This window comes from Pseudaestuariivita atlantica (genome assembly GCF_001205715.1).
GTDB classification, from domain to species: Bacteria; Pseudomonadota; Alphaproteobacteria; order Rhodobacterales; family Rhodobacteraceae; genus Pseudaestuariivita; species Pseudaestuariivita atlantica.
On the sequence record NZ_AQQZ01000002.1, the window covers coordinates 213539 to 238779 of the forward strand.

Genomic DNA, 25241 nt, shown 5'->3' on the forward strand with positions numbered 1-25241 from the left:
GGTGTCGGGCGGATACGCGGGCGGATGGGTCCGGGTGCCTCCGGCGGACATATTTTCAAAGAGAAGAAGCGGTGTCTGGTCAGGCGTTCTGCATGCGTTCGACATACATGCGCAGTTCTTCCGCCTCGTGGCGCGCGTCGCGCAGGCCTTCCATCGCCGCGCTCAGTTCCGCTTCGGTCTGGGTGAGCTGGTTGGTGAGTTCGGCTTCGCGCTGTTGCAGGTAGGTGATGGCCTGGTCGCGGGTTTCCTCGGCGTCGTGCAGTTCCTGGCTCATGCGTTCCAGTTCGGAGACGTCGGATTTCGAGACGCGGGTGAAGCGGTGCAGCAACCAGTTGGCGAACCAGCCCATGCAGAAGGCGACCATCAGGATCACCGCGGTGGCGATGATGAACTCAGTTCTGTTCATTCGATGTGTCCTCTTCTTCAGCGGCGGCGGCGGTGTCGTCCGCGTCTTCGGCCGGTGCCTCGGCGATCAGCCTGAATTCGATCCGGCGGTTGGCCTCGCGGCCTTCCTCGGTGCCGTTATCGGCGATGGGGGTGGTTTCGCCGTAGCCCTTGGCGATGAAGCTGGCCGTCAGGATGCGGCGGTCGCGCAATTCGTTCAGGACGGTTTCGGCGCGGGCCTGGCTGAGTTCGAGGTTCATCGAGTCGCGGCCCTGGTTGTCGCTGTGGCCGCCGATTTCGAAGGCGATGTCCTCGCAGCGGCGCAGGATCGCGGCGATTTCGTCCATCACGGTTTCGGAGCCGGTGTCGATATCGGCCGAGCCCGGCTGGAAGGTGATCTTGGTTTCGGCCATCACGTCCGCGATCTGGGCCTCGCATTCCTCGGGCGTGGGCAGGCCGAGGACGGGGTCCAGTTTCTTGTCGTAGGAGACGTCGATCGCGAAGTCCTGCGCCTCGCCCAGCTTTTCCGACAGGAGGCGGCTGATATCGGCAGTGGCGGTCTGGCTGCCGGTGATGCCGCGCACGGCGACCTCGTCCGGCGTGACGGTCACGGCGCCGTTGTTGAGGTGGGTCAGGACTTCGAGCCCGGCGAGGACGCGGATCGACCATTCGGCGGGCAGCGTGTCGTCGACGCGGGCGGCGGTGCGCACGGCGGTGGAGCCGAACCGCGCCTTGGCGAAGCTGTCGACCGTCTGGCGGGCGATTTCGCCGGCGACGCGGCCACGCAGCTGCACGGCGCCCTCGGGGCTGAGGATGGCGAGGAATTCGGGCGGGCCTTCGGCGCTTGCCTCGGGGGTCTTGGGCAGGACGGCTTTCAGGGCGAAGACGTCAGGTAGCGAGTTTTCCAGTTCGCCCACGACACGGTCGAACAGCGCCTGGTCGGTGCCTTCAAGCGCGATCAGCGCGATATCCGCGTCTGACAGGGTCAGCGTGCCGCCTCCCAACTCGTCGGTTGCCGCGATGGACTTGGCGGCGGCTTCGGACCATTTGCGCGTCGGCACGCCGAGGCCGATGGTGCAGGTCGTGTCCTCGGGCACGCCGGCGCGCCGGGCTGCGGCGAGGATGCGGTCGCGGGCGTCTTCCTCGTCGGCGGAACAGGCATCGAACCGGGCGCCGTCGCTGTCTTTCACGAAGCGCAGGGTGAAGGGCGTGATCACCGGGCGGGGGGCGGAGAGGTTCAGTTCCAGCTCCACCTCGCCCGGCAGCTTGCGCATCAGTTCCTCTTCGAGCCGCACGCGGGCCTCGGCGCTGTCGGTCATCGCGGTGAGCGATACCTGACCGGCCTCGACCGAGATCTTGGAGCGGGGGAGGAGTTGCAGGGCCAGCGTCGAGAAATCGAGCGCGGCCTCCCAGCCATCCGGCGTCGGGAAATCGGCGCTTTCCAGAAGGTCCGACACGGTGGTCCCGCGCGTCAGGCGGTCCACGCGGTTGACCAGTTCGTCACGGTCGGTGGAAGCCGGGACAAGGCCGATCAGCGAGATACCCGCCTCGTTGCGCAGGATCTCGATCGAGAAGCGGGGCGGCGCGATGTCGTCCGCTTCGGCGATGGTCATCTGGTCGATCACGCGGGCGGCATCGACCACGGTGCCCGCCGTCGACAGGGCGCGGAAGCGGGCGGCTTCGGTCGGGGCGGTGCCGATGACGAAGACCTGCAGGCCGTCGGTATCGGCGTCGGCCCAGTTGATGTTCGCCTCTCCCAGCACGCGGATCACGGCGAGGCGTGAATTGTCCTCGACCATCCGGACGGCAAACACCGCCGCGAGCACGCATAGCGCACCGGCAAGGATGAAGATGCCGGCGGTCAGCAGGACAGAGGACAGTCGCATCGAGGTGAGTGACCCGTACTAGTTGCCGACACGTGATACGCCGGGTGAGACGCGCGATCAATCACAGGAGCGCGGCCACGGCAAAAAACAGCACGCCCAAGAGCCCGGTATCGCGGTTTGAGCGGAAGAGGCGCAGGCAGGTGTCCGGATTGTCGATGTCGAGCTGTCGCATCTGCCAGGTCATGTGCCAGCCCATCGCCCATGGTCCGCCAATGGCGATGACCAGTGACAAAAGCTCTCCGCTGGGTGCGGCGAGGACGACGGCGAGGCCAATGAGGCTGACGGTGGCCACGAGAAACCGCGCGAGCCATGTGGGGCTGTTTTCGCCGAAGAGACGGGCGGTCGATTTCACGCCGATCAGCGCGTCATCCTCGGTGTCCTGATGGGCATAGATTGTGTCGTAGAATAGCGTCCACGCGATCCCGCCGGCATACAGGACGACCGCGGGCCAGCCGAGGCTGCCGGTATGCGCCGTCCATGCCAGGAGGGCGCCCCAGTTGAAGGCGATGCCAAGGAAGACCTGCGGCCACCACGTGAAGCGCTTGGCGAAGGGGTAAATCGCGACAGGGGCCAGCGCGACGATGCCCAGCACGATGGCGGCGGTGTTGAACGTCAGAAGGATGGCGAAGGCGACAAGCGCCTGCGCCATCAGCCATGCCAACGCGGCACGGGGCGTGACCTGGCCCGAAGGGATGGGGCGCGAGCGGGTGCGCGCCACCTGCGCGTCGAAATCGCGGTCGGTGATATCGTTCCACGTGCATCCCGCGCCGCGCATCAGCCATGCGCCCGCGGCGCAGCCCAGCGCGATCCACGCATCCTCCCACCGCAGGTAACCGTCGTGGAAGATGGCCAGCGCCAGCCCCATCCAGCAGGGCAGCAGTAGCAGCCAGGTCCCGATTGGACGGTCCGCGCGGCTGAGGCGCAGGTAGGGGCGGGTCGCGGATGGCGCGTACCGATCGACCCAATTGCCCGATACCGCATCGGCGACCTGGCCCGATGGTTCTGGAATGCCCGGCCCCTGCGTCATATGTCTTGCCTCATGAGACCGAAGATCCGCCTTTTTGTAGACCAGCCGCTGGGGGCGGAGCAATCCGTTCAGCTGTCACGGGACCATGCCCATTACCTGTTCGGCGTGATGCGGCAATCGGTCGGAGTGGAGGTGGCGCTGTTCAACGGGATCGACGGGGAATGGCGCGCGGTGGTCGATGAGGCGGGCAAGCGCGGCGGGAGCTTGCGATGCGTGGCGCAAAGCAAGACGCAGGACGTGGTGCCCGACCTCTGGCTTCTTTTCGCGCCGATCAAGAAGGCGCGTACCGATTTCATCGTCGAAAAGGCGGCAGAGATGGGCGTGCGCCGGATCCTGCCGGTGCAGACCGAGTTCACCAATGCCGAACGCATCCGGCAGGACCGGTTGCAGGCCCATGCCGTGGAAGCGGCAGAGCAATGCGGCAACACGGTCGTGGCCGAGGTCGCGCCGCTGAGGCGGCTTGACGAGGTGCTGCGGGACTGGGACCCGTCCCGGCAGATCGTCTTCTGTGACGAGGCGGAAGCGGGCGGCTCATCCGCCCTGACGGGCGGCCTCGCAACCTGCGGCGCGGTGCTGATCGGGCCGGAGGGCGGGTTTTCCGACGGCGAACGCGCGCGGCTGAAGGCGCTCGACCATGTCACGACGATCTCTCTCGGCCCGCGCATCCTGCGCGCCGACACGGCGGCGGTCGCGGCGCTGACATTGTGGCAACACGGCGTGGGGGACTGGCGATGAGTTTCATCCGGCCCGAAGCCGCCGCCGCCCTGTCGCGCTGGGCCGAGGCGCTGGCAGGCGTCGCCTTGCTGGCGCTGGCGCTGGGATGGCTGATCCTTGGCCGGGGCATATTGCCCTACGTCGGCGCGGCGCTTGCCCCGCTGGCGCTGGCGGTGATCTGGCTTGGCGTGCAGCGGGGGCGGTTCCGCGTGGGCGATGGCGGGCCGGGCACGGTGCAGGTGGCCGAGGGAGAGATCGCCTATTTCGGGCCGCTCACCGGTGGTGTGCGGCGATTGCGCGGCCTGCGGGCCGTAATCCTTGACCCGACGGCGCACCCGCCGTCATGGGTGCTGCAGGCCGCGGGAGAGGACGACCTGTCGATCCCGCTGGATGCCGACGGGGCCGAGGCGCTGTTCGATGCCTTCGCCGTCCTGCCCGGCCTGAAAACCGGCCACATGCTGCGCGCGCTGGAGACCCGGCCCGACCATCCGGTCGTCATCTGGCACGAACCTCCCGCAAGGCTGCATTGACACGCCCGGAATTTCGGACCAACCCTCGGCCCTGACCTGCAAACGGAGACCGTCCATGTCCATCCCCCAATCCGGCGGCGGCCCGATCGAGCGGCACGAGCAGCTTGCCGGCTACCTCGAAGCAGGGTGCAAGCCCAAGGAAGACTGGCGCATCGGGACGGAGCACGAGAAATTCGGCTATTGCCGGGATACCCACAAACCCCTGCCGTACGACGGGGCGCGGTCGATCCGCGCCATCCTCGAAGGTCTGCGCGACCGCCACGGCTGGGCGCCGGTGGACGAAAAGGGCAAGCTGATCGGGCTGACCAAGGACGGGGCCAACATCTCGCTGGAACCGGGGGGACAGCTGGAATTGTCGGGCGCTCCGCTTGAGACCATCCACCAGACCTGTGACGAGGTGAACGACCACCTGCAGCAGGTGAAGGACATCGCGGACGAAATCGGTGCCGGGTTCATCGGGCTGGGGGCCGCGCCGGAATGGCGGCACGAGGACATGCCGCTGATGCCCAAGGGGCGCTACGCGCTGATGGATGCCTACATGCAGAAGGTCGGAACGATGGGCCGCGTGATGATGCGGCGGACCTGCACCGTTCAGGTCAACCTCGACTTCTCGACCGAGGCGGACATGGTCCGGAAGATGCGCGTGGCGCTGGCGCTGCAACCCGTGGCCACGGCGCTTTTCGCCAATTCGCCGTTCTTCGAGGGCAAGGTAAACGGCCACAAGTCGTGGCGCAGTCGCGTCTGGCGCGACCTTGACGCCGACCGCACCGGCATGCTGCCCTTCGTGTTCGACGAAGGCTTCGGGTTCGAGGCATGGGCCGAATACGCGCTCGATGTGCCGATGTATTTCGTCTACCGCGACGGCGAATATATCGACGCGCTGGGCCAGTCCTTCCGCGATTTTCTCGACGGCAAGCTGCCCGCCCTGCCGGGTGAGACGCCCACGCTCAGTGACTGGGCGGATCACCTGACCACGGTGTTCCCCGAGGCGCGCGTCAAGAAGTTCATCGAGATGCGCGGCGCCGATGGCGGGCCGTGGCGGCGCCTTTGTGCGCTGCCGGCCTTCTGGGTCGGGCTGATGTACGATCAGTCGGCGCTGGATGCCTCGTGGGACCTTGTCAAAGGCTGGGATGCCGAGACGCGCGAGGCGCTGCGGGTCGCGGCCTCGGTTGACGGGCTTGCCGCCAAGGTCGGGGATATCGACATGCACGCATTGGCGAGCGAGGTCGTGGCGCTGTCGGAAGGCGGGCTTGCGCGGCGGGCGCGTCCCGGCGCGGGCGGCATGATCCCGGACGAGACGCATTTCCTCAACGCCCTGAAAGAGAGCCTCGACAGCGGGCAAGTCCCGGCGGACGAGTTGCTGGCGAGGTATCACGGCGAATGGGGTGGGGACCTGGGCCGGATCTACGACGAATACAGCTACTGATCCGGGGTCAGATCGCGGCGAGAAACGCGTCGATCTGTTGCGGCTGAATCGACCAGTCGCAGACGAACCGCGCCGACAGGCGCGTGTCCGCGTGGCCGGTGTCGAGAGGACCGTCATTGAGATAGTACCGCGCGCCCGCCGCATGTGCCGCCTGATGTTGCGCGCGGGTCAGGCGGGCAAAGATCATGTTGGCCTGCGGGTCGTGTTCGAACTGCGCGCCTTTCAGCGCCAGCCCGTCCGCCAGCCGCTTGGCGTTGGCATTGGCCGACCGGGCCGAGCGCAGCCACAGATCATCCGTCAGGTAGGCCAGCATCTGAGCGCTGAGATAGCGGTGCTTGGAAAACAGGTGCGCGCCGCGCTTGCGGCGCAGCTCGAATTCCCGCGCATGGGCGGGATCGAAGAAGATCACCGCCTCGACCCCCGGACAGCCGTTCTTGGTGCCGCCGAAACACACCACGTTCACGCCCGCGCGCCACGACATCTCGGCCGGGGTGCAGCCCAGTGCGACCAGCGCGTTGGTGAACCGCGCACCGTCCAGATGCACCGGCAGGCCCGCGTCATGCGCCACGCGGCACAGGGCCTGCAATTCGGCCAGCGTGTAGACACCGCCGCACTCGGTAACCTGCGTGATCGAGACCGGGCCGCGCTGCGCGACATGTACGTCGCTGGGGCTCGAACCGGCGATGGCTGTCTGCAACGCCTCGGGCGTCATGCGGTGGCTGTCGCCCACAAGCGTCAGCTTTGCCCCGCCGGTGTAGAATTCGGGCGCGTTGCATTCGTCACAATTGATATGCGCCACAGGCGAGCAGAACACTGTCTGGTACGGCTGGCACAGCGTCGCCAGCGCCAGCGCATTGGCCGCCGTTCCGGTCGCGACAAGGAACACCGCCGCCTCGGGCGCTTCGAATATGTCGCGGATGCGCGCGGTGACCTCGGCCATCTGGACGTCCGCGCCATAGGGCATGGCATATCCGGCATTCGCGTCCATCAGCGCCTGCATGACCTCGGGATGGGCCGGGCCCGCATTGTCGGAGGCGAAGAACATCAGACGGGCTCCTCGATGATATGGTCTTCCCAGTCGTCCTCGGGCGTGTCGAATTCCGACACCGTGATCCCCCGCACCGAGACGCCCGCCTCGTGCACCGTGTCGTGCGACCCGGATACCAGGGGATGCCATGGCGGCAGGTCGCGGCCTTCGTAGACGAGGCGGTAGGTGCAGGTCTGCGGCATCCAGTAGAGGTTGTCGGCGATGTTGCCCGGCGTCAGAACGATGCAATCCGGCACGAACTGGTGGCGGATCGGGTACTGCGCGCACAGGCAGGTGCTGTCGTCCAGCAACCGGCAGGCCACCCGCGTCAGCGCAACCTCGCCCGTATCCTCGTCTTCCAGCTTGTTCAGGCAGCACTTGCCGCAGCCGTCGCACAACGCCTCCCACTCCTTGCGGGACATCTTGTGCATGGGTTTGCGCCAGAACCCGTCGCGCAGGCCGTCGCGGTCGATGGGATCGCTCATGCCGCGGCCAGGATTTCGCGCGCGCGGGCGCAATCGGCGTCCATCTGCGTGATGAGCGCGTCCAGCCCGTCGAATTTCAACTCGGGGCGCAGGAACTCGACCAGCGCGACCGACAGGGTCGCGCCGTACAGATCGCCCGAGAAGTCGAACAGGTAGGTTTCAAGGTTCGGCAGGTTCTCCCCGAACATCGGACGCACGCCAAGGCTCGCCGCGCCGGTGTATGACCCGGCATGCGGGCCGTCACGCACGTCGACCTCGACCGCGTAGACGCCCAGCTTCGGCAGGTGCAGCCCGTCGACCGACATGTTGGCGGTGGGATAGCCCAGTTCGCGCCCGCGCTGTTCGCCGCCGATCACCGGGCCCTCGAACCGGTGCCAGTGCCCCAGAAGGGCCGCGGCGTCGCGCGGGCGGCCCTCGCTCAGCGCGGTGCGGATCGCGGTGGAGGACACTTCCAGCCCCCCGATTTCCAGCAGCGGCGCCTGCGTGACCTCGAACCCCATCTCGTGGCCCAGATCGGCCAGCATCGCGGCATCGCCCTCCCGGCCCTTGCCGAACCGGAAATCCTGCCCGACGACCACGTGCGACAGGCCGAACCCGTCCGCGATCACGTCCTGCGCGAATTCACGCGCCGTGAGCGATGCAAGCGCGCTGTTGAACGGCAATTCGAACAACACGTCGACGCCCAGCTTGGCGAGGCGTGCGGCGCGCGCCGTCGGGCTCATCAGGCGAAAGGGAGGTGCGTCGGGCTGGAAGAATTCGCGTGGATGCGGTTCGAAGGTCATCACGCCAAGGGGAACGCCATCGCGGCGTGCGAGGTCGATCACCGAGCGATGGCCAAGGTGGACGCCATCGAAATTGCCGATGGCGGCGCTGGCCCCGCGATCCTCGGGGGCGACATATCGATAATCGCGCAGGGTCTTCATGCGTCCCGGTTAGCCGCCGGGCGCGCGGGGTGCAAGGATCAGTCGAACTTGCCGGACGGGGCCAGCACCACGGCTTCGCCCACCAGCACTTTCTTGCCGTCGATGGTGCACTCGCAATCCAGCTTCACGCGGCGCTTGGAATGTTCGATATCCAGCACCGTCACCTCGGCACGGACAAGGTCACCGGGCCGCACGGGGGCGAGGAATTTCAGCGATTGCGACATGTAGACGGTGCCGTGGCCCGGAAGCTGCTCGCCGATCACCGCAGAGATCAGGCCCGCCGTCAGCATCCCGTGCGCGATCCGGCCCTGGAAGATCGTGTCGTTGGCATAGGCATCGTCCAGGTGCACCGGGTTGTGGTCTGTCGACACCTCGGCGAACATCTGGATATCGCGGTCCGTCACCACCTTCTGCAGGTAGCGGGACATGCCGATTTCCAGTTCCTCGATGACGATGGTGCCGCGTGGCTGGTTGTCAAGCATCTGATTGTCCATCCTGCGCGAAACGATGATTCACTTAACTGCCGGGTTTCGGCAATATAATTACTTCGCAGTCGCAGAAAGATCAAGCAGTATCAGCGCAGCATCCCGATCGCGTAGCGCGGCGACATCTGCTCTGCCGCGAGAAACGCGTCGAGCTTTTCCGGGTCGGGCTGCTCATCCGTCCCGGTCTCTTCCCGCGCCAGTCCGCCGGTGATGAACAGACAGTCGAGGTCCTCGCCAATCGCGCCGCGCACATCCGTGAGGATGCCGTCGCCGATGCACAGGATGCGGCTGTCGGGGATGCCCTGTTTCACTGCGCCCAGACGGCGGCGCGCGAGGTCGTAGATCGGCGGATGCGGCTTGCCGAAATACAGGCTCTGCCCGCCCATCTCCTCGTACATCTGCGCCAGCTTGCCGGCGCACCATTCCCGCCGTTCGCCCCGGTCGACCACGATATCGGGGTTGGCGCAAAGCAGCTTCAGCCCCTTCTGCTTGGCATAGAGGAGCGGCCCGCGCATCTCGTCGGGATCGGCGTAAGGGTCGAACGGGCCGCAGCAGACGATGCCCTCGGCCTCTTCCAGCGGAACTTGGCGGATCTCGACCGGGTCCTCGACCAGTTTCAGCGGGTCGAAGAACGGCTGGTCGTGCGGTTGCCCGATGAAATAGACCTTGTTGCCCACGGCACCCGTGAACATCGCCAGCCGCGCGCTGTCGCCGGAGGTGGTGATCGTGTCCCAGCAATCGTCGGGCACGTTGAATTTCTTGAGTTGCTTGCGGACTTCGCTGCGCTGCCGCGGCGCGTTGGTCAGCAGCACGACGATCCCGCCCTTGCGGCGATAATCCTGCAGGGCGGCGACGGCATCGGGAAAGGCGGTGACGCCATTGTGCAGACATCCCCACAGATCGACGAAGGTCGCGTCATAGCTGTCGCCGATTTCGGACAGGTGCGAGATGATCTGGGTCATGGCGGGCTCTCCCTTTTGCGGGGTTTGGGCCTTCGCGTCGGCCATGGTGCAAGTGTGGGCTCAGGGGGGTCGGCTGGCAAGCAGCCGACCTACATCACCGCGGACCTGTAGGTCGGCTGATCGTCAGCCGACCCCGCCGCGGATCAGACCGCGAGGTTCGGGATGATCTGCTTCTTGCGGCTCATTACGCCGGGCAGGACAACCGTGTCACCCGCCGCATCCGCGCCGAACGACGCCTTGGCGACCGATTTCACCAGCTCGTTCGGCACCAGCAGTGTGGCTTCCTCGTTCAGGATGTCGATGACGAACAGCAGGACCTGGTCGACGCCGTCTTCGGCGGCCACGGTCTTCATGCTCTCCATCAGGCTGTCCTTGCGCGCCAGCACAGTGCCGGGCGACGTGGTTTCCAAAACCGACACGCGGAACTTGGTGTCGCCGACGGGATATTCCTTGGAATCCATCCGCAGCAATTCGGCATCCGAAAAGGCGCTCACGTCGGATTTCGCCGCGAACATCTCGGTCGCGTAGTCGGGGATCGACACGCCCAGGTCGCCCGCCAGTTTCTCGGCCAGCGCGCGGTCGTGATCGGTGGTGGTGGGCGAGCGGAATTCCAGCGTGTCGCTCAGGATGCAGCTCAGCGCCGCGCCCTTGATGCCTTCGGGCATGTCGGCAGCGGCGTCGCCCATCAGGTCGACCATGATCGTCGCGGTGCAGGCCAGCGGGCGCACGGTGATGTCGATCGGGCCTTTCGTCTCCAGCCCGCCCACCAGCTTGTGGTGGTCGATGATCGCGCGGATGTCGGCGTCGTTGATGCTGCCGGGCAGTTCAGCGGGGTTGTTGGTGTCCACGATCACCACCGGCGTATCGGCGGCAACGTCTTCGATGATCTCGGGCTTGTCGAGGTTCCAGCGTTCCAGCACGAAGGCTGCTTCGGTGTTCGGTTCTCCCAGCAGGCGCGGCGCCGCATCGATGCCCTGGCTTTGCAGGTACCACGCCCAGATGATCGGCGAGCCGGTCGAGTCGGTGTCGGGAGATTTGTGGCCGAAAACGAGCGTGGTCATGGGAATGGGTCCTGATCTGGGAAGCAAAGTCGCGGCCTTATAGGCGGGGCCGCGAAGGTTGTCACCCCGCGGCCCCATGCGTGTCCTGCAACGCTGTTCTGCGTCAGAATGTCTGGTCGTAATCGCCCACGCCGGGCTCTTCGCGGATCACCGCGTCGAGGTCGGCGAAGATCGCGCGCAACTCTTCCTCGCTGTCGTTCGATTCGCAGACCACCACGAGGTTCGGCGTGTTGGACGAAGCGCGCACCAGCCCCCATGACCCGTTGTCGAGGATCACGCGCGCGCCGTTCACCGTGACGATGTCGGCGACCTTGCGACCGCCCAGTTCGGTGCGGGATTTCAGGCGTTCGACCGTGCGGTCGAGGATGTCGTATTTCTCGGTATCGGCGGCATAGGGTGACAGGGTCGGCATGGCGTAAGTCGTGGGCAGCGCGCGGCGCAGGTCCGACATCGACTTGTCCGGGTTGCGGTCCATCAGCTTGCACAATTCCACCGCGACGCGCATGCCGCAATCGTATCCACGGCCCACTTCGCCCGACAGGAAGTAGTGGCCCGACTTCTCGAATCCGGCCAGCGCGCCCAGTTCCTTCACGCGGCGCTTCATGTGGCTGTGGCCGGTCTTCCAGTAATCGGCCTTTGCCCCATGCGCCTTCAGTTCGGGGTCCGATGCGAAAAGTCCCGTCGATTTCACGTCCGCGACAAAGGTCGCGCCCGGATACAGCTTGGCCAGGTCGCGCGCCATGATGACACCGACCTTGTCGGCAAAGATCTCTTCGCCCTCGTCATCCACCACGCCACACCGGTCGCCATCCCCGTCGAAGCCAAGCGCAAGATCCGCACCGCTCGCCTTCACGGCGGCGGCCATGTCGTGCAGCATCTCCATCGCTTCGGGGTTCGGGTTGTAGTTGGGGAAGGTGTAATCCAGTTCGCAATGCAGCGGCACAACCTCGGCCCCGATCCGTTCCAGCAACTTGGGCGCAAAGGCCGATGCCGTGCCGTTGCCGCAGGCCACGACAACCTTCAGCGGCCGCGACAGCCTGAAATCGCCGGCGAGGTCGTCAAGATACGCCTCGCGCACGCCATCCACGCGGGTCCAGCCGCCGCCGGGGGCCGGTTCGCCCTGTCCCTGCAGCACGATATCGCGCAACTCCGCCATCTCGTCCGGGCCGTGGGTCAGCGGGCGGTCAAATCCCATCTTCACCCCGGTCCAGCCATTGGGATTGTGCGACGCCGTGACCATCGCTACCGCTGGCACGTCCAGGTGGAACTGGCTGAAATAGGCCATCGGCGACAGCGCCGGGCCGATATCCTTCACTTCGATCCCGGCCTGCACGAGGCCGAGGATCAGCGCCTGTTTGATAGCCAGCGAATAGTCGCGGTAATCGTTGCCCACGGCGATTTCCGGGCGGATGCCCCTGCGGCGCATCTGCGTTCCAAGCCCAAGGCCAAGCGCGGTCATGCCGGGCAGGTTGATCTGTTCAGGGTACTGCCAGCGCGCGTCGTATTCGCGGAAGCCGGTGGGCGCGATCATCGCATCCTGAAGGAAGGCCCATGAGTTGGGCGTGACTTGGGGCAGGGGGGCGGTCATGTCGTTGGTCTCCTCTCACACGAGGCGGTGATGCCAGACGCGGCACCTGCCGGGCAATTTGCCACAAGGGTCAGTGAACCGGGAAGAAGGTGAGCCGCCCTATCCCAAAGGCTAGGGCAGGGCGGAGAGAGCGAGGCGCGCTCGGCCGAGAGCGACGAGCGGCCCCGCCAATGGGTCAGGTCGACACCTGTTCGCGCAGGATTGATGCCGTCAGCGACATCATCAGGTAGATGCCCGAGAAGATCAGGAAAGCCAGTACCGTGTTCTCGAACTTGCGCGGATAGGTGGGGTCTTCGGACGCGACCGGCACGACCGAGGTCGTGAGGTACCGCGCCTGGCTCAGCGCGTCACGGCGGGTCTGTTCCATCGTCTCCAACGCCGATTGCAGCATCAGGTCGCGCGTGGCGAGGTCGGCCTGCGCCATCTGGATGCGTGCGCTCAACTCGGCCAGCGACGTCTCCCCGCTCGACGCTTCGGTCATCGCGGCGTTCAGTTCCGCCAGCTTGGCGTTCAGGCGGCGGATGTCGCCCTGCGTGCCTTCGACCTTGGCGCGGTTCGGACGCGCGTTGTCGAGGAGCGCCGCAAGCTCCAGCTCCTTGTCGAGGATCTGCGTCTCCACGTTGCCGATCTGCGTCCTAAGCGAGGCTATGCGCCCCTCGGGGTCGACGATCTGGTTTTCCTGCTGCAACGCGACCAGCGATTCCTGCGCCGTGCGGCGCTTGTCGGTCGCTTCGTCCAGCGCGCGCTGGGCGTCGGCCACCTGGTTTTCGCGCTTGCGGCGCGACAGGTTGTCGACCCGCTCTTCGGCATAGGAAATCAGCGCGCGGGAGAACTCGGCCGCGGTTTCGGGATCGGCGGCGGTGACCTCCATCTTGATCACGCCCTCGGTCGGGTCATACCCGATCTGCACGTGCCGCTTGAACAGCTTGTGCGCGGCCTCGTTCGAGGGGTTCTCGTTCAGCCGCTGGATCGGGTCGATCCAGTCCTGCGAGAAATGCGCCTTGTAGCCCACGTCCTTGTCCAGCCGCAGCATCGCGTCCTTCGACGTCAAATAGCTTTGCACCGCGATCGCGTCCTGGTTGGTGGCGAATTGCGTGCCCGAGAACAGGCCGCCGATCGCCCCGCCGCCGCTTTCGGCCTTGAGGATCAGGAATTCCGACTTGGTCGCGTAAAGCGGCGTCGCGATGACATAGAAATACCAGCCCGCGATCAGCGTCGGCAGGCCCACGAAGATCGCGAGCCGGGTGAACAGCTGCATCACCTTGCGGCGGCGGCGCTTGGCGATGTTGCGCTGGATTTCCGAGATTTCGCGCGCCCGGCGCTCTGCCGGGCTGGCCGTCTGGGTCGAGGGCAGCTTGACCTGCCCCACAGGCATCGTCTGCGGCAGTTGCGTCTTGCCGCTGTCGGCGGGCTTGGGCGCGTTGGGGTCCGGCACGACCAGTTCCAGCATGTTCGATTTCTGGAACGGGTCGATCCCGTTCAGGCGCAGCAGCCGCACCGCGTCGAAATCGGATGTCGCTGCAAGCCCGTGCTTCTGTGCCACCCGGCGGGCCATGCGCAGCTGGCGTCCGGTGAGGCCTTCCTTGCGGATCGACTCGATCGTGATGTCGGTCTCCGCCTCGGCGGCGGAGGCGACCTGTCCGTCGCGGGCCGTGGCCGGTTTGTCGGTGGTCTTGCGCGCCGCCGCCATCGAGGTGACGCCGCTTTTCTTCTGAGTGCCCGCGTTCTCGGCCACCGTCGCGGCAACGGCATCCGCCACGTCGGGTTGCGTTGCCGCCGGGGTGGCGGGGGGCGTCGATCCGCCTTCGGGGCGGCGGATGCGGAATTTCTTAGCCTTGGGTTTCGTAGTCATACAATTGCTTCGCTTCTTCCAAGGTGTCGAACATGTGGAGCTTGCCGTTCATCAGAACGCCGGCGCGCCGCGCGAATTTCTGCAGGATGTCGGGCTGGTGGGACACGATCACGATGGTCGTCGTCCGCAGTCGCTCTTGCAGGATCTCGCCCGCCTTGCGGTTGAAATCGACATCCGTTGACGAGGGCATGCCTTCGTCGATCAGGTACATGTCGAAGTCGAGCGCCAGCATGAGCGAGAAGGTGAACCGCGCGCGCATCCCGGACGAATACGTGCCAAGCGGTTGATCGAAATACTCTTTCAGTTCGCACAGCCAGCGGCAGAACGCCTCGACGTAATCGGGGTCGAGTCCGTAGAGCTGCGCGATGTAGCGCGCGTTCTCGCGCGCGGTGTGCTTGGCGACGACGCCGCCCATGAAGCCCAGTGGGAACGAGATCTTGCAGCCGCGGCGGATTTCGCCCTCGTCGGGTTTTTCCAGCCCGGCCATCATCTTGATCAGGGTGGTCTTGCCGGTGCCGTTGGGGGCAAGGATGCCGAGCGACGTGCCGAGGTCCACGCGGAACGAGGCACCGTCAAGGATCACCTTGCGCTGCGTCCCGGTCCAGAAGGACTTGCTGACGTTGTCGAATTCCAGCATCGACATGCTCCGGCCTGCTCAGACCGCCTCGTTACTTTGCGTTTGTTAAGGCCGTCTCTAGGCGACAATTTTGTTTTCATTATGTCGAAATGAAAGGGGAATTGGCAACTGTCAGGCGGCGGTGGCGGCAAGGGGGCGCTCGCGGATGGGCAGGTGCACGAGGGCCGAGAACGCGCTGACGCCGACGCCGACCCACCAGACCAGCGTATAATCCCCTGTAATGTCGTACATTTTCCCGCCCAGCCACACGCCGAGGAAGCTGCCCAGCTGGTGGCTGAGGAACACGATGCCGTAGAGCGTGCCCATGTAGCGCAGGCCGTAGATATGCGCGACAAGGCCCGAGGTCAGCGGCACGGTTGCGAGCCAGAGCGAGCCCATCGCGGCCGAGAACACGATCACCGAAACCGGCGTGATCGGAAACATGAAGAACACCGCCGCGATCAGTGTCCGGCCCGTATAAACTCCTGCCAGCAAATACTTTTTCGGCCAATGCTTGCCCGCCCAACCGGCCAGAAGCGTGCCCGCGACATTGGTGATCCCGATGACCGAAATGGCGACCGCGCCAAGCGCCGAGGCGGTGGAGATGCCGATCGAGTCGAGCCATCCGCCCGGCGCGATCGGCGCGCTCATCTCGGTCACCAGCGCCGGAAAGTGTGCCGTGACGAAGGAAAGCTGGTACCCGCAGGAGAAAAAGCCAAGGAAAATCAACGAGTAGGACGGATCCCGGAACGCCTTGACAAGGATCCGGCCCAGCGACTCTTCGAGTTCCACCTTGGTAGCCCGCACCGGCGCCCGCATCATCGGCAGCATCAGCAGCGTGGCAAGGATCATCGCGGTGAACACGAGAAACACCTGTTGCCACGTGATAAAGGTTAACAGCCATTCCGCCAGCGGTGGGCCGACGATCTGCCCGCCAGAGCCGAACGCGGTCACGATGGCCAGCGACATGGAGCGGTTTTCGTCCGACGCGGCACGTCCCACGACCGCCAGGATCACGCCGAACCCGGTGCCCGCGATGCCGAAGCCGATCAGCCAGTTGAAGGCCTGGTGCGCCTCGGGCGTGGTGGAGACCGACGAGGCCACGAGCCCCGCGGCATAGACCAACGCCCCGAGAACAATGGCTTTTCTGTCGCCGACCTTTTCGGCGATGGCCCCGAAGATCGGCTGGCCGATCCCCCATGCGAGGTTCTGGATGGCGATGGCGAGCGAGAACTCGGTCCGGACCCAGCCGAATTCGGACGCGATGGGGATCTGGAACACGCCAAAGGACGCGCGGATCGCGAAACTAACCAGAACGATGATGCAACCGACGATCAGGACGGGTGTAAGCAAAGACGTGCGTTGGGACATCGGTGGTATTGATTTCCGTACAATTTGCTCACTTCGGTCCGCGGAACTGAGCAGATTGCCCGGTGCTGCGCAACACCCGGCGCGCGGCCGGTTCATGATTGTTCGTGATGGCGGGAATCACGCGGATGCGCGGCCTGTGCCGGACCTCATTCACAACCCGCGCCACGCGGGTTAAGCCTGCCGCATGAGCGTGTTGGAGACATACGAGGCGCAGGTGGCCGAGGGCGCCTTGCAGGACGATCCCGTCCAGCGCGCGGTGCTGCCCGAACTGGAGCGCATCCGCGCGGCGGTGGCGCAACCGGTCAGGCGCGGATGGTTCGCCAAGAAGCCCGATCCGGTCCCCGGCCTTTACATCTGGGGCGGGGTGGGGCGCGGCAAGTCGATGCTGATGGACCTGTTCGTCGACACGCTCGACGTGCCCGCACGGCGCGTCCATTTCCACGCCTTCATGCAGGAGGTGCAGGCCGGGATCGCCGCCGCCCGCGAGCGCGGGATCGAGGACGCCATCCAGCCGGTCGCGGACAAGATCGCGGGCGAGGCGCGGGTGCTGGCCTTCGACGAGATGCAGATCACCGACATCGCCGACGCGATGATCGTGGGCCGCCTGTTCCAGAAGCTGTTCGATCAGGGCGTGGTGGTGGTGACCACGTCGAACCGGGTGCCCGCCGATCTTTACAAGGACGGGCTGAACCGCGACCTGTTCCTGCCCTTCATCGCGCTTCTGGAAGAGCGCATGGTGGTGCATCACCTGTCGTCGGACACCGATTACCGGCAGGACCGGCTGGCCGGTGCGACCGTCTATTTCACGCCCTTGGGGCGGGAGGCGCGGGAGGCCGTGGACGCGGTTTGGCAGGACCTTACGGATGGTGCCCCGGCCTCGCCCCTGACGCTGGTCGTGAAGGGGCGGGAGGTCGTGCTGCCCGCCTTTCACAACGGCGTGGCGCGGGTGACCTTCTATGACCTGTGTGGCAGTGCGCTGGGCCCCGCCGATTATCTTGCCGTGGCCGAGGCGGTGCGCGTGCTGCTGCTGGAGGACATCCCCGAGCTTGGCCGGTCGAATTTCAACGAGGCGCGGCGCTTCGTGACACTGATCGACGCGCTCTACGAGGCCCGCGTGCGGCTGGTCGCCAGCGCCGCGCGGCGACCCGAGATGCTGTATCTCGAAGGCACCGGCGCATTCGAGTTCGAGCGCACGGCGTCCCGCTTGCGCGAGATGATGTCGGACGGCTGGGGCGCATGAAAAAAGGAGGCCCGAAGGCCTCCTGAAAGTTTGCTGCTCGGCTGGTTCTGCTCTGTACGGTTCTGGCGGTTTGCCCGCTCGGACCCTTGGAAAACTCCTGTATCAGCCCGCCGGGATCACGAGGCGCTGGCCCACGCTGATGCGGTTAGGGTTGCGCAGCTGGTCGCGGTTGGCGTTGAAGATGCGGTTGTAGTCGGACGTGCGCCCGTAGAACTGGAGCGAGATGTAGGCGAGGCTGTCGCCCGGTTCGACCACGTAGATGACGGGTTCGGCCAGTTGCCGCGTCGGGGCGGCGACGGGGCGCGTGGTGCTGTCGAGCGCGGCGACCTGCCGTTGCGGGGCGGTGCGCAGATCGTTTTCCTGCACCGCCTTCTCCACGATGTTCAGCAGAAGCGACCGGGTGTCGACGCCGCCATCGGCGGTGGACAGGCCTTCGGGTACGGCGATCAGGCCGGACCGGGCGGCGTGTCCCAGCATGTCCTGCAGGCCGCGTTCGTCCTTGCCGCCCTGCAGGCCGACCAGCACGACGCGCTTGGTATTGCCGTCGAGCGTTTCCGACCGGCCGATCACGCGGTAGGCCTGCGCGGCCTGCTGGATCAGCTCGATCGTGTCGGTCCCCAGTTCCGCCGTGGCCGCCGGTGCGGCGGGTTGCGCGGCAGAGGGCGCGGGCGCGCGCAGGGCGCTGGTGATGTCGAGCGCGCCGGGCGTGGCAAGCGCGGCGGCGGGGGCCGGTTCGGTCACGGTGGTCGTCGCCGCCAGCACCGGCTCTGGCGTGGCAGGGGCAAGCAGCGCGGGGCTTGCGGCGCGGGTCACCTGCGTTGCAACCGGGGCATAGCCCTGTTGCGGCGCGTTCGAGATCATCTGCAGCGTCACGAGGCTGCCGACGAAGAACGCGACGCCGGTCACGGCGAGGGCGGCGGAGGCGGTGGATACTCGGGTCATGGAAGTGTCGTCCTTCGTGGCGCGCGGGCGGTGTCAGAGCGGCGGAATGGTGAGGATGCGCCCGATGGTCAGGCGGTCGGGATTGCGGATCGTGTCGGCATTGGCCCCGAGGATCGGCGCGGTTTCGGCGGCGTCGCCGTAGTAGCGGGCGGCGATGTCGGCGAGCGTCTCTCCCGGCGCGATGACGTGGAAGCGGTCCTTGGCGACGACCTGTTCGACCTGCGCCGGGGCGGGGGAGGTGGCCTCCCCCTCGGCCAGGGCCAGCACGGCGGCGATGCTTTGCTGCTGTTCGGGGGTGAGCGCGATGGAGCCGGAGATTGGCTCGGGCGCGGTCGGCTCGGCCACGGGTGCGTCGAGGAGCGCGGTGGCGTTGCGGGTGACAGAGGTCTCGGACGCCACGGGTGACGTCCAGACGGCGAGGAGGTCGGGGCGCTGCGTGGCGACGGTCACGACCATACCGGCGGCGAAGGCGATCCCGGCGAGCGCCACGAGCAGGCCGAGGTTGGGGCCTTTCGACGGGATGTCGGGTTTGTGCGTGAGGTCGGCGCCAAGGCCGATGGGGCGTTCGACGGGCTGCGCGGGTGCGACGGCTGTGGCGGGTGCGACGGCTGTGGCGGCGGCGGTGGTGGTGGCGGCGGCGGTGGTGGTGGTGGCCGCCGAGGCGATCCGCGATCCCGGCTCGGTCACCGCAAGGCGCAGGGGGCGCACCGAGGTCACGGTGATGCCGGGGCCCTTGGTGGCGCGGACGCTGTCGATGGTCAGGGGGGCGCGGGTCGTCATGATTGCGGCTCCGAATAGCTGAGGCCGAGGCCCGCCCAGGCCTGCATCCCGCCCCGGTAGAAATAGAGCTTGGACGCCGGGTAGCCGAAGCTCACCAGTTCGCGCAGAAGCTGCGGCGCGTCCGAGGTGCCGGGGCCGGTGTCGTAGACCACCAGTTCGTAGGCATTGCGGAAGTCCCACCCCGTGCCCGTCCGCTGCCCGCCGAGGGCTTCGAGGATCTGGGTGCGGTAGGCGGTGGCGCCTTCCATCACGGCGACGGGAATGTTGATCGAGGACGGCACGAAGCCGAGCCGCCGCTGGTCCTGCGGGCGCGCGTCGATCACGAGGCCGAGGCCGGGCGCGACCGAGAATTTCATGAATTCGAGCACTTCCAGTTCGCCCACCGTGGCGACGCCGCGGGTGGCGATCATCGGCGACACGCAGACGCCCGTGCAGCTTTGCGGCAGGGCGGCGAATTGCAGCAGCTTGCTGCCGCTGATCTGGGTCGACTGGTGGATGGTGAGGCGCTGGCCGTTGAAGAGGAACGAGGTGACTTCGAACGTGTCTGCCTGAGCCGAGAAGCTGGCGCATATCGCCAAAAGCGCGCCCGATGCCGCGTATTTCATGCCCAATACCCCCAGATCCAGCGCACCATATGATGTGTTATTGGCTGGCAGGCCCGGTGCGCATTGGATGTGGCACCAGATATAGCGGCAAGGTGATTCGCGCGTCAAAGAAAAATCGAATCACTTGGCAAGATTTTTCGTAACCCCCCGAATCAGCGATTCGTTTTCCGCCGAAATGGCAATTCGATTGGGCGGAATCCGGCGCGAAATGGCGCCATTCGACGATTTGCAATGGGCGGAGATCAGGCGTGATCGCGCAGGATGCGACCGGCCAGGTAGAGCGAGCCGCAGATCAGGATGCGGGCGTCCGGCGCGCGGTCGACGATGGCGGCAAGCGCCGAAGCGGCGTCTTCGGCAGTGTCCGCGGGGATGCCCGCGCCCTCGGCGAAGTCGCGGGTGGCCGCGGCGGGCAGGGTGTTCGGCTCGCCCGGAATGGGCACCGCCGTCAGGTGCGCGAGATGCCCGGCGAGCGGCGCCATGTAGCCCGCCACGTCCTTGGTGTTCATCATGCCGCAGATCGCGAAGGTCGGCCGCGCGGGCAGGCGCGACAGCGTTTCATCGAGCGTCGCGGCGCAGGCGGGGTTGTGCCCGCCATCCAGCCAGATCTCGGCCCCCGGCGCGGCGTCGATCAGCGGGCCGCGGGTCAGGCGTTGCATCCGCGCGGGCCATGTCACGTTGCGCATCGCGCCCGCGCAGGCCTCTTCTCCCTGCCCGAGCAGCCGCAGCGCGGTGATCGCCGCGCCCGCGTTCTGGACCTGGTGCGCGCCGATCAGCGCGGGGCGGGGCAGGTCGAGAAGGCCGGTGTCGTCATGGTAGGCGAGCCGCCCGTGGTCTTCTTCCACGTGCCAGTGTTCGTCCTGCACGTGCAGGGGCGCGCCAAGGCGGGCCGCGCGCGCCTCGATCACCGCCTGCGCGTCCTCGTGCTGGCGCGACACGACGCAGGGCACGCCGCGTTTCAGGATGCCCGCCTTCTCGCCGGCGATCTGGGCGATGGTGTCGCCGAGGAACTGGGTGTGGTCGATGGAGACGGGCGTGATGACCGTCAGCGCAGGGCGGTCCACCACGTTGGTCGCGTCGAGCCTGCCGCCGAGGCCCACTTCGAGCAGGGTGTAGTCGGCGGGCGTGCGCGCCATGGCAAGCAGCGCGGCGCAGGTGGTGATTTCGAAATAGGTGATCGGCGTGCCGCCGTTCGCGGCCTCGCATTCATCCAGCACCTGCGCCAGGTGTTCTTCGGTGATCAGTTCTCCCGCCAGCCGGATGCGTTCGTGGAACCGGGCGAGGTGGGGCGAGGTATAGGCGTGCACGCGATGCCCCGCCGCTTCGAGCCCGGCGCGGATCATCGCCTGCGTCGATCCCTTGCCGTTGGTGCCCGCGACATGGATCACCGGCGGCAGGTCGCGTTCGGGGTTGCCGAGGCGCTCCAGCAGCCGCCACATCCGGTCGAGCGTCAGGTCGATGATCTTGGGGTGCAGCGCCATCATCCGGTCGAGGATGACGTCGGAGGAGTGCGTCATGGGTGGCGCCTCGTCGGGCTTGTGCATGCCCGCCTCGGCTCAGGCGGCGGGCGCGGTGTCGTCGGAGGGTGCCGCGTCGTCGGTGGCGTCCGGCGCGGGCAGGTCGCCCATGATCGCGGGCGGCAGGCCGAGGAGCATCCGGGTGATCGTGATCAGCTCGTCACGCAGTTCGGTGCGCGGCGTCACCCGGTCGAGCATCCCGTGGTCGAGCAGGTATTCGGCGCGCTGGAACCCTTCGGGCAGCTTTTCGCGGATGGTCTGTTCGATCACGCGCGGCCCGGCAAAGCAGATCAGCGCGTTCGGTTCGGCGATGTGCACGTCGCCCAGCATCGCGTAGGACGCGGTGACGCCACCCGTGGTCGGGTGGGTCAGCACGACGATGTAGGGCAGGCCGGCCTCTTTCAGCATCTGCACCGCGACGGTCGTGCGCGGCATCTGCATCAGCGACAGGATGCCCTCCTGCATCCGCGCGCCGCCGGCGGCGGAGAAGAGGATCAGCGGGCGGTTCAGTTCAACCGCCTTCTCGGCCGCGGCGATGATGGCGTTGCCGACATACATGCCCATGGATCCCGCCATGAACGAGAAGTCCTGGCAGGCGGCGACGATGGGCGTGCGGCCGATTTCGCCGGTGGCGACCAGCATCGCCTCTTTCTCGCCGGTGGCGCGCTGGGCGGTTTTCATCCGGTCGGGGTAGCGTTTCTGGTCGCGGAATTTCAGCGGGTCCTCGACCGGTTCGGGCACGTCCACGGTGGCGAAGGTGCCGCCGTCGAACAGCGTGGCGAACCGCGCGCGGGGCGAGATCGGCATGTGGTGGTCGCAGGAGGTGCAGACGTTGAGATTGTCGCTGAGTTCGCGGTGGAACAGCATCGTTCCGCACTCGTCGCACTTGGTCCACAGGTTCTCGGGCACCTCGCGGCGCGAGAAGATGGAGTTGATGCGGGGCCGGACGTAGTTCGAGATCCAGTTCATGGCGCGTTCCGTGCTTGGGTGCCGCTCACTTAATGGGCGCGGGCGGTGGATGCAATTGCCGCATGGCGAAGGGGCGGGGTGCGGGCGGGCCGACCGGTTACCGCCGCAGGGCGACGCGGGCGGCGATCCAGAGGCAGATGAGGACGACGAAATCGATCAGGATCATCGGGCGCATCGCGGCGGCGTCCGACAGCGCAACCGGCAGGTGCCAGAGCGCCAGCGCGTCGAAATTGCCGCGCAAGGCGACGATCAGGAGCGCGATGGTGTTGTTGGCGAAGTGCAGGCCGATGGCGGCGCCCAGCGTGCCCGACCGCGCCGTCAGGTCGGCGGCGGCACATCCGAAGGCGAAGGCCCACGCCACGACCAGCCACGCGTTGGGGCCAAACTCGGGCGCGTAGTGCAGCATGGCGAACAGCGCCGAGGGCACGCCCATCCAGATCACCCAGTGATCGAACCGCGCGGCCAGTTGTTGCTGGAGGTAACCGCGGAAGACCAGTTCCTCGGCCATGACCTGCACCAGCACGGCGGCGAGCGACAGCGGCAGGAGCGCAAGCCACGGGCGCATCGCCATCGCGCGGACCGGGTCGACGAGGTATTCCGAGGGCGGCAGCACCCAGATCAGCAGCGAGGCGGCGAAGGCCGCGATGGTCACCCGGACGAAATGGGCGGTGGCCAGCGGCAGCGGCCCGAAGAGGCCCAGCGGCGCGCGCTGGTGCAGCGACATCGTCACCAGCAGGACCGGGATCGTCAGAAGCCCGATGCCGAAGAGTTGCGCCAGCATGCCGCGGGGGGTGGCGCCGGTGTTCATCTCGTCGGTGAGAACGGCGTAGCCGAGTTCGCCCACGACCTGCGACAGGGCGGACATCATCACCATGCCGAGGACGACGTACATCAGCACGATCAGCGCCGCGCCGGCGACAAGCCGCCACAGTTGCGCGGTGGGGCGCGCGGGGTCTGTCAGCAGGTGATGCAGGCGGTAGTCCATGATTGTGCTTACGCGACGGCCTCGAGCGTCGCAATCGGCCTTGTTCCCCAGACGTGGCTTCTTTATCCCGAAACGCAACGATTGTTCGCGGGGAAAGATCAATGCTGAAACGTCCGTTCGATAAGTCCAAGTTGCCGTCGCGTCACGTAACCGAGGGCCCGGCCCGCGCTCCGCATCGCTCGTACTATTACGCGATGGGGATGACGGAGGAGGAAATCCACCAGCCGCTGGTCGGCGTGGCCACCTGCTGGAACGAGGCGGCGCCGTGCAACATCGCGCTGAACCGCCAGGCGCAGTCGGCCAAGATGGGCGTGAAGGCGGGCAGCGGCACGCCGCGCGAGTTCACCACCATCACCGTGACCGACGGGATCGCCATGGGGCACGAGGGCATGCGCTCGTCGCTGGCCAGCCGGGAGGCGATTGCCGACACGGTCGAGTTGACGATGCGCGGTCATTGCTATGACGCGCTGGTCGGCCTTGCCGGCTGCGACAAGAGCCTGCCGGGCATGATGATGGCGATGATCCGGCTGAACGTGCCGTCGGTGTTCCTGTATGGCGGGTCGATCCTGCCGGGCAAGGCACCCGTGGGCGCCGACGTGCCCGAGGATTTCGCCAACCGCGACCTGACCGTGCAGGACATGTTCGAGGCGGTGGGCCGTCACCAGAACGACCAGATGTCGGATGCGGCGCTTGATGTGCTGGAACGGGTTGCCTGCCCGTCGGCGGGGGCCTGTGGCGGCCAGTTCACCGCGAACACGATGGCCTGCGTGTCCGAAGCGATCGGTCTGGCGTTGTTCAACTCGTCGGGCGCGCCCGCGCCCTACGAGAGCCGCGACCAGTATGCCGAGGCGTCGGGCCGTGCGGTGATGGACCTTCTGGAGAAGAACATCCGCGCCCGCGACATCTGCACGCGCGAAGCGTTCGAGAACGCGGCGCGGGTCGTCGCCTGCACCGGCGGGTCGACCAATGCGGGCCTGCACCTGCCGGCGATGGCGCACGAGGCGGGGATCGAGTTCTTCCTTGACGACGTGTGCGAGATCTTCCGCGACACGCCCTATTTCGTCGACCTCAAGCCCGGCGGTCAGTACGTCGCCAAGGACCTTTACGAGGCGGGCGGCGTGCCGGTCGTCATGAAGGAGCTGCGCAAGGCGGGCCTGATCCACGAGGATTGCATGACCGCCAGCGGCCTGACCGTGGGCGAGGAGCTGGACCGCAACACGCGCGAAGCGGACGGGCAGGTGATCCACCCGGTCGAGACGCCGATCACCAAGACCGGTGGCGTTGTCGGCCTGAAGGGCAACCTTGCCCCCGAAGGCGCGATCGTGAAGGTCGCGGGGATCGAGCCGCAGCATCAGATATTCACCGGCCCCGCGCGCATCTTCGAATGCGAGCAGGACGCTTTCGACGCCGTGCAGTCGCGCGCCTACGAGGAAGGCGACGTGTTCGTCATCCGCAACGAGGGCCCGTCCGGCGGGCCGGGCATGCGCGAGATGCTGGCGACTACGGCGGCGCTGTCGGGTCAGGGCATGGGCAAGAAGGTGGCGCTGATCACCGATGGACGGTTCTCGGGCGCGACGCGGGGCTTCTGCGTGGGCCATGTCGGCCCCGAGGCCGCGCATGGCGGGCCCATTGCGCTGTTGAAGGATGGCGATATGATCACGATCAACGCCATCGAGGGGTCGATCAGCGTCGCGCTGGACGATGACGAGATGGCGGCGCGCAAGGCGGCATGGGCCGGCCCGCGCGAGACGATCTATGCCAGCGGCGCGCTGTGGAAATACGCGCAGGCGGTGGGTGCGACCTATCGCGGGGCGGTGACCCATCCCGGCGGCGCGGCTGAGAAGCACTCGTACATGGACCTGTGACGCG

General features: G+C 66.7%; 24 protein-coding genes. 5 read left to right on the forward strand and 19 right to left on the reverse strand.

Features of this window, described 5'->3' with window-relative positions:
- Positions 1-79: 79 nt before the first annotated feature.
- From ATO11_RS04515 to ubiA, 3 genes are all read right to left on the reverse strand, one after another.
- On the reverse strand, positions 80-406 hold the full coding sequence (locus ATO11_RS04515; RefSeq protein ID WP_050529646.1) for a hypothetical protein: 327 nt from the start codon (positions 404-406) through the stop codon (positions 80-82).
- A complete protein-coding gene (locus tag ATO11_RS04520) occupies positions 393-2270 on the reverse strand; it encodes an OmpA family protein (RefSeq protein WP_050529647.1) in 1878 nt (625 codons plus the stop codon). Before ATO11_RS04520 ends, ATO11_RS04515 begins: the two co-directional genes overlap by 14 nt.
- A 61-nt stretch (positions 2271-2331) precedes the next feature.
- Entirely contained in the window at positions 2332-3297 is a 966-nt protein-coding gene (gene ubiA, locus ATO11_RS04525) for a 4-hydroxybenzoate octaprenyltransferase (protein ID WP_050529648.1), read from the reverse strand.
- 12 nt (positions 3298-3309) lie between these two features.
- Here ubiA and ATO11_RS04530 point away from each other — a divergent pair, with 12 nt between their 5' ends.
- The 3 genes from ATO11_RS04530 to ATO11_RS04540 are packed head-to-tail and all read left to right on the forward strand — an operon-like array spanning position 3310 to position 5967.
- Complete coding sequence (locus ATO11_RS04530) at positions 3310-4032, forward strand: 16S rRNA (uracil(1498)-N(3))-methyltransferase (RefSeq protein ID WP_050529649.1); 723 nt, start codon at positions 3310-3312, stop codon at positions 4030-4032.
- Positions 4029-4541 (forward strand): hypothetical protein, encoded by a 513-nt coding sequence (locus ATO11_RS04535; protein ID WP_050529650.1) that lies wholly within the window; start codon positions 4029-4031, stop codon positions 4539-4541. The genes ATO11_RS04530 and ATO11_RS04535 overlap by 4 nt, the downstream gene beginning before the upstream one ends.
- Before the next feature lie 55 nt (positions 4542-4596).
- On the forward strand, positions 4597-5967 hold the full coding sequence (locus tag ATO11_RS04540) for a glutamate--cysteine ligase (protein ID WP_050529651.1): 1371 nt from the start codon (positions 4597-4599) through the stop codon (positions 5965-5967).
- A gap of 7 nt (positions 5968-5974) precedes the next feature.
- On the opposite strand, the gene ATO11_RS04545 is transcribed toward ATO11_RS04540, so the two are convergent.
- The 10 genes from ATO11_RS04545 to ATO11_RS04590 form a co-directional block, all read right to left on the reverse strand.
- On the reverse strand, positions 5975-7012 hold the full coding sequence (locus ATO11_RS04545) for a threonine aldolase family protein (protein WP_050529652.1): 1038 nt from the start codon (positions 7010-7012) through the stop codon (positions 5975-5977).
- Positions 7012-7479, reverse strand: coding sequence for a YcgN family cysteine cluster protein (locus ATO11_RS04550; RefSeq protein ID WP_050529653.1), 468 nt, complete (start codon positions 7477-7479; stop codon positions 7012-7014). The genes ATO11_RS04545 and ATO11_RS04550 overlap by 1 nt, the downstream gene beginning before the upstream one ends.
- Positions 7476-8402: a bifunctional riboflavin kinase/FAD synthetase gene (locus ATO11_RS04555; protein ID WP_050529654.1), complete on the reverse strand. Its 927-nt coding sequence runs from the start codon at positions 8400-8402 to the stop codon at positions 7476-7478. Before ATO11_RS04555 ends, ATO11_RS04550 begins: the two co-directional genes overlap by 4 nt.
- Positions 8403-8440: 38 nt before the next feature.
- Positions 8441-8884 (reverse strand): MaoC family dehydratase, encoded by a 444-nt coding sequence (locus ATO11_RS04560; protein WP_050530031.1) that lies wholly within the window; start codon positions 8882-8884, stop codon positions 8441-8443.
- A gap of 92 nt (positions 8885-8976) precedes the next feature.
- Positions 8977-9849 carry a TIGR01459 family HAD-type hydrolase gene (locus ATO11_RS04565; protein ID WP_050530032.1) on the reverse strand — a complete coding sequence of 291 codons (873 nt, stop codon included), beginning with the start codon at positions 9847-9849 and terminating at the stop codon, positions 8977-8979.
- A gap of 143 nt (positions 9850-9992) precedes the next feature.
- Positions 9993-10910 carry a manganese-dependent inorganic pyrophosphatase gene (locus ATO11_RS04570; RefSeq protein ID WP_050529655.1) on the reverse strand — a complete coding sequence of 306 codons (918 nt, stop codon included), beginning with the start codon at positions 10908-10910 and terminating at the stop codon, positions 9993-9995.
- 103 nt (positions 10911-11013) lie between these two features.
- Positions 11014-12498 (reverse strand): phosphomannomutase/phosphoglucomutase, encoded by a 1485-nt coding sequence (locus ATO11_RS04575; protein ID WP_050529656.1) that lies wholly within the window; start codon positions 12496-12498, stop codon positions 11014-11016.
- Between the two features lie 175 nt (positions 12499-12673).
- Positions 12674-14350, reverse strand: a complete 1677-nt coding sequence (locus tag ATO11_RS04580) for a KpsE/RkpR family capsule polysaccharide export protein (RefSeq protein ID WP_050529657.1) — start codon at positions 14348-14350, stop codon at positions 12674-12676.
- Positions 14328-14987, reverse strand: a complete 660-nt coding sequence (locus ATO11_RS04585) for an ABC transporter ATP-binding protein (protein WP_050529658.1) — start codon at positions 14985-14987, stop codon at positions 14328-14330. The genes ATO11_RS04580 and ATO11_RS04585 overlap by 23 nt, the downstream gene beginning before the upstream one ends.
- A 111-nt stretch (positions 14988-15098) precedes the next feature.
- Positions 15099-16337 (reverse strand): MFS transporter, encoded by a 1239-nt coding sequence (locus tag ATO11_RS04590; RefSeq protein WP_050529659.1) that lies wholly within the window; start codon positions 16335-16337, stop codon positions 15099-15101.
- Between the two features lie 184 nt (positions 16338-16521).
- On the opposite strand from ATO11_RS04590, the gene zapE reads away from it, so the two are divergent.
- On the forward strand, positions 16522-17577 hold the full coding sequence (gene zapE / locus ATO11_RS04595; protein WP_050529660.1) for a cell division protein ZapE: 1056 nt from the start codon (positions 16522-16524) through the stop codon (positions 17575-17577).
- Positions 17578-17679: 102 nt separating this feature from the next.
- On the opposite strand, the gene ATO11_RS22295 is transcribed toward zapE, so the two are convergent.
- The 6 genes from ATO11_RS22295 to ATO11_RS04625 form a co-directional block, all read right to left on the reverse strand.
- Complete coding sequence (locus ATO11_RS22295; protein ID WP_207382940.1) at positions 17680-18519, reverse strand: LysM peptidoglycan-binding domain-containing protein; 840 nt, start codon at positions 18517-18519, stop codon at positions 17680-17682.
- Between the two features lie 33 nt (positions 18520-18552).
- The gene (locus tag ATO11_RS22070) at positions 18553-19299 is read right to left on the reverse strand and encodes a LysM peptidoglycan-binding domain-containing protein (protein WP_050529662.1); all 747 of its coding nucleotides are present in this window, start codon (positions 19297-19299) and stop codon (positions 18553-18555) included.
- Entirely contained in the window at positions 19296-19904 is a 609-nt protein-coding gene (locus ATO11_RS04610) for a rhodanese-like domain-containing protein (protein WP_050529663.1), read from the reverse strand. The genes ATO11_RS22070 and ATO11_RS04610 overlap by 4 nt, the downstream gene beginning before the upstream one ends.
- A 242-nt stretch (positions 19905-20146) precedes the next feature.
- On the reverse strand, positions 20147-21418 hold the full coding sequence (locus ATO11_RS04615) for a bifunctional folylpolyglutamate synthase/dihydrofolate synthase (RefSeq protein WP_050529664.1): 1272 nt from the start codon (positions 21416-21418) through the stop codon (positions 20147-20149).
- Positions 21419-21457: 39 nt separating this feature from the next.
- On the reverse strand, positions 21458-22387 hold the full coding sequence (gene accD / locus ATO11_RS04620; RefSeq protein WP_050529665.1) for an acetyl-CoA carboxylase, carboxyltransferase subunit beta: 930 nt from the start codon (positions 22385-22387) through the stop codon (positions 21458-21460).
- A gap of 97 nt (positions 22388-22484) precedes the next feature.
- Positions 22485-23372, reverse strand: coding sequence for a CPBP family intramembrane glutamic endopeptidase (locus tag ATO11_RS04625; RefSeq protein WP_050529666.1), 888 nt, complete (start codon positions 23370-23372; stop codon positions 22485-22487).
- Positions 23373-23473: 101 nt separating this feature from the next.
- Between ATO11_RS04625 and ilvD the strand changes: the two genes are divergently transcribed.
- Entirely contained in the window at positions 23474-25237 is a 1764-nt protein-coding gene (gene ilvD / locus ATO11_RS04630; RefSeq protein ID WP_050529667.1) for a dihydroxy-acid dehydratase, read from the forward strand.
- Positions 25238-25241 lie beyond the last annotated feature (4 nt).

Coding starts and splice junctions, on each gene's coding strand:
- ATO11_RS04515 (WP_050529646.1), bottom strand. CDS start 406: ATGAACAGAACTGAGTTCATCATCGCCACCGCGGTGATCCTGATGGTC.
- ATO11_RS04520 (WP_050529647.1), bottom strand. CDS start 2,270: ATGCGACTGTCCTCTGTCCTGCTGACCGCCGGCATCTTCATCCTTGCC.
- ubiA (WP_050529648.1), bottom strand. CDS start 3,297: ATGACGCAGGGGCCGGGCATTCCAGAACCATCGGGCCAGGTCGCCGAT.
- ATO11_RS04530 (WP_050529649.1), top strand. CDS start 3,310: ATGAGACCGAAGATCCGCCTTTTTGTAGACCAGCCGCTGGGGGCGGAG.
- ATO11_RS04535 (WP_050529650.1), top strand. CDS start 4,029: ATGAGTTTCATCCGGCCCGAAGCCGCCGCCGCCCTGTCGCGCTGGGCC.
- ATO11_RS04540 (WP_050529651.1), top strand. CDS start 4,597: ATGTCCATCCCCCAATCCGGCGGCGGCCCGATCGAGCGGCACGAGCAG.
- ATO11_RS04545 (WP_050529652.1), bottom strand. CDS start 7,012: ATGTTCTTCGCCTCCGACAATGCGGGCCCGGCCCATCCCGAGGTCATG.
- ATO11_RS04550 (WP_050529653.1), bottom strand. CDS start 7,479: ATGAGCGATCCCATCGACCGCGACGGCCTGCGCGACGGGTTCTGGCGC.
- ATO11_RS04555 (WP_050529654.1), bottom strand. CDS start 8,402: ATGAAGACCCTGCGCGATTATCGATATGTCGCCCCCGAGGATCGCGGG.
- ATO11_RS04560 (WP_050530031.1), bottom strand. CDS start 8,884: ATGCTTGACAACCAGCCACGCGGCACCATCGTCATCGAGGAACTGGAA.
- ATO11_RS04565 (WP_050530032.1), bottom strand. CDS start 9,849: ATGACCCAGATCATCTCGCACCTGTCCGAAATCGGCGACAGCTATGAC.
- ATO11_RS04570 (WP_050529655.1), bottom strand. CDS start 10,910: ATGACCACGCTCGTTTTCGGCCACAAATCTCCCGACACCGACTCGACC.
- ATO11_RS04575 (WP_050529656.1), bottom strand. CDS start 12,498: ATGACCGCCCCCCTGCCCCAAGTCACGCCCAACTCATGGGCCTTCCTT.
- ATO11_RS04580 (WP_050529657.1), bottom strand. CDS start 14,350: ATGACTACGAAACCCAAGGCTAAGAAATTCCGCATCCGCCGCCCCGAA.
- ATO11_RS04585 (WP_050529658.1), bottom strand. CDS start 14,987: ATGCTGGAATTCGACAACGTCAGCAAGTCCTTCTGGACCGGGACGCAG.
- ATO11_RS04590 (WP_050529659.1), bottom strand. CDS start 16,337: ATGTCCCAACGCACGTCTTTGCTTACACCCGTCCTGATCGTCGGTTGC.
- zapE (WP_050529660.1), top strand. CDS start 16,522: ATGAGCGTGTTGGAGACATACGAGGCGCAGGTGGCCGAGGGCGCCTTG.
- ATO11_RS22295 (WP_207382940.1), bottom strand. CDS start 18,519: ATGACCCGAGTATCCACCGCCTCCGCCGCCCTCGCCGTGACCGGCGTC.
- ATO11_RS22070 (WP_050529662.1), bottom strand. CDS start 19,299: ATGACGACCCGCGCCCCCCTGACCATCGACAGCGTCCGCGCCACCAAG.
- ATO11_RS04610 (WP_050529663.1), bottom strand. CDS start 19,904: ATGAAATACGCGGCATCGGGCGCGCTTTTGGCGATATGCGCCAGCTTC.
- ATO11_RS04615 (WP_050529664.1), bottom strand. CDS start 21,418: ATGACGCACTCCTCCGACGTCATCCTCGACCGGATGATGGCGCTGCAC.
- accD (WP_050529665.1), bottom strand. CDS start 22,387: ATGAACTGGATCTCGAACTACGTCCGGCCCCGCATCAACTCCATCTTC.
- ATO11_RS04625 (WP_050529666.1), bottom strand. CDS start 23,372: ATGGACTACCGCCTGCATCACCTGCTGACAGACCCCGCGCGCCCCACC.
- ilvD (WP_050529667.1), top strand. CDS start 23,474: ATGCTGAAACGTCCGTTCGATAAGTCCAAGTTGCCGTCGCGTCACGTA.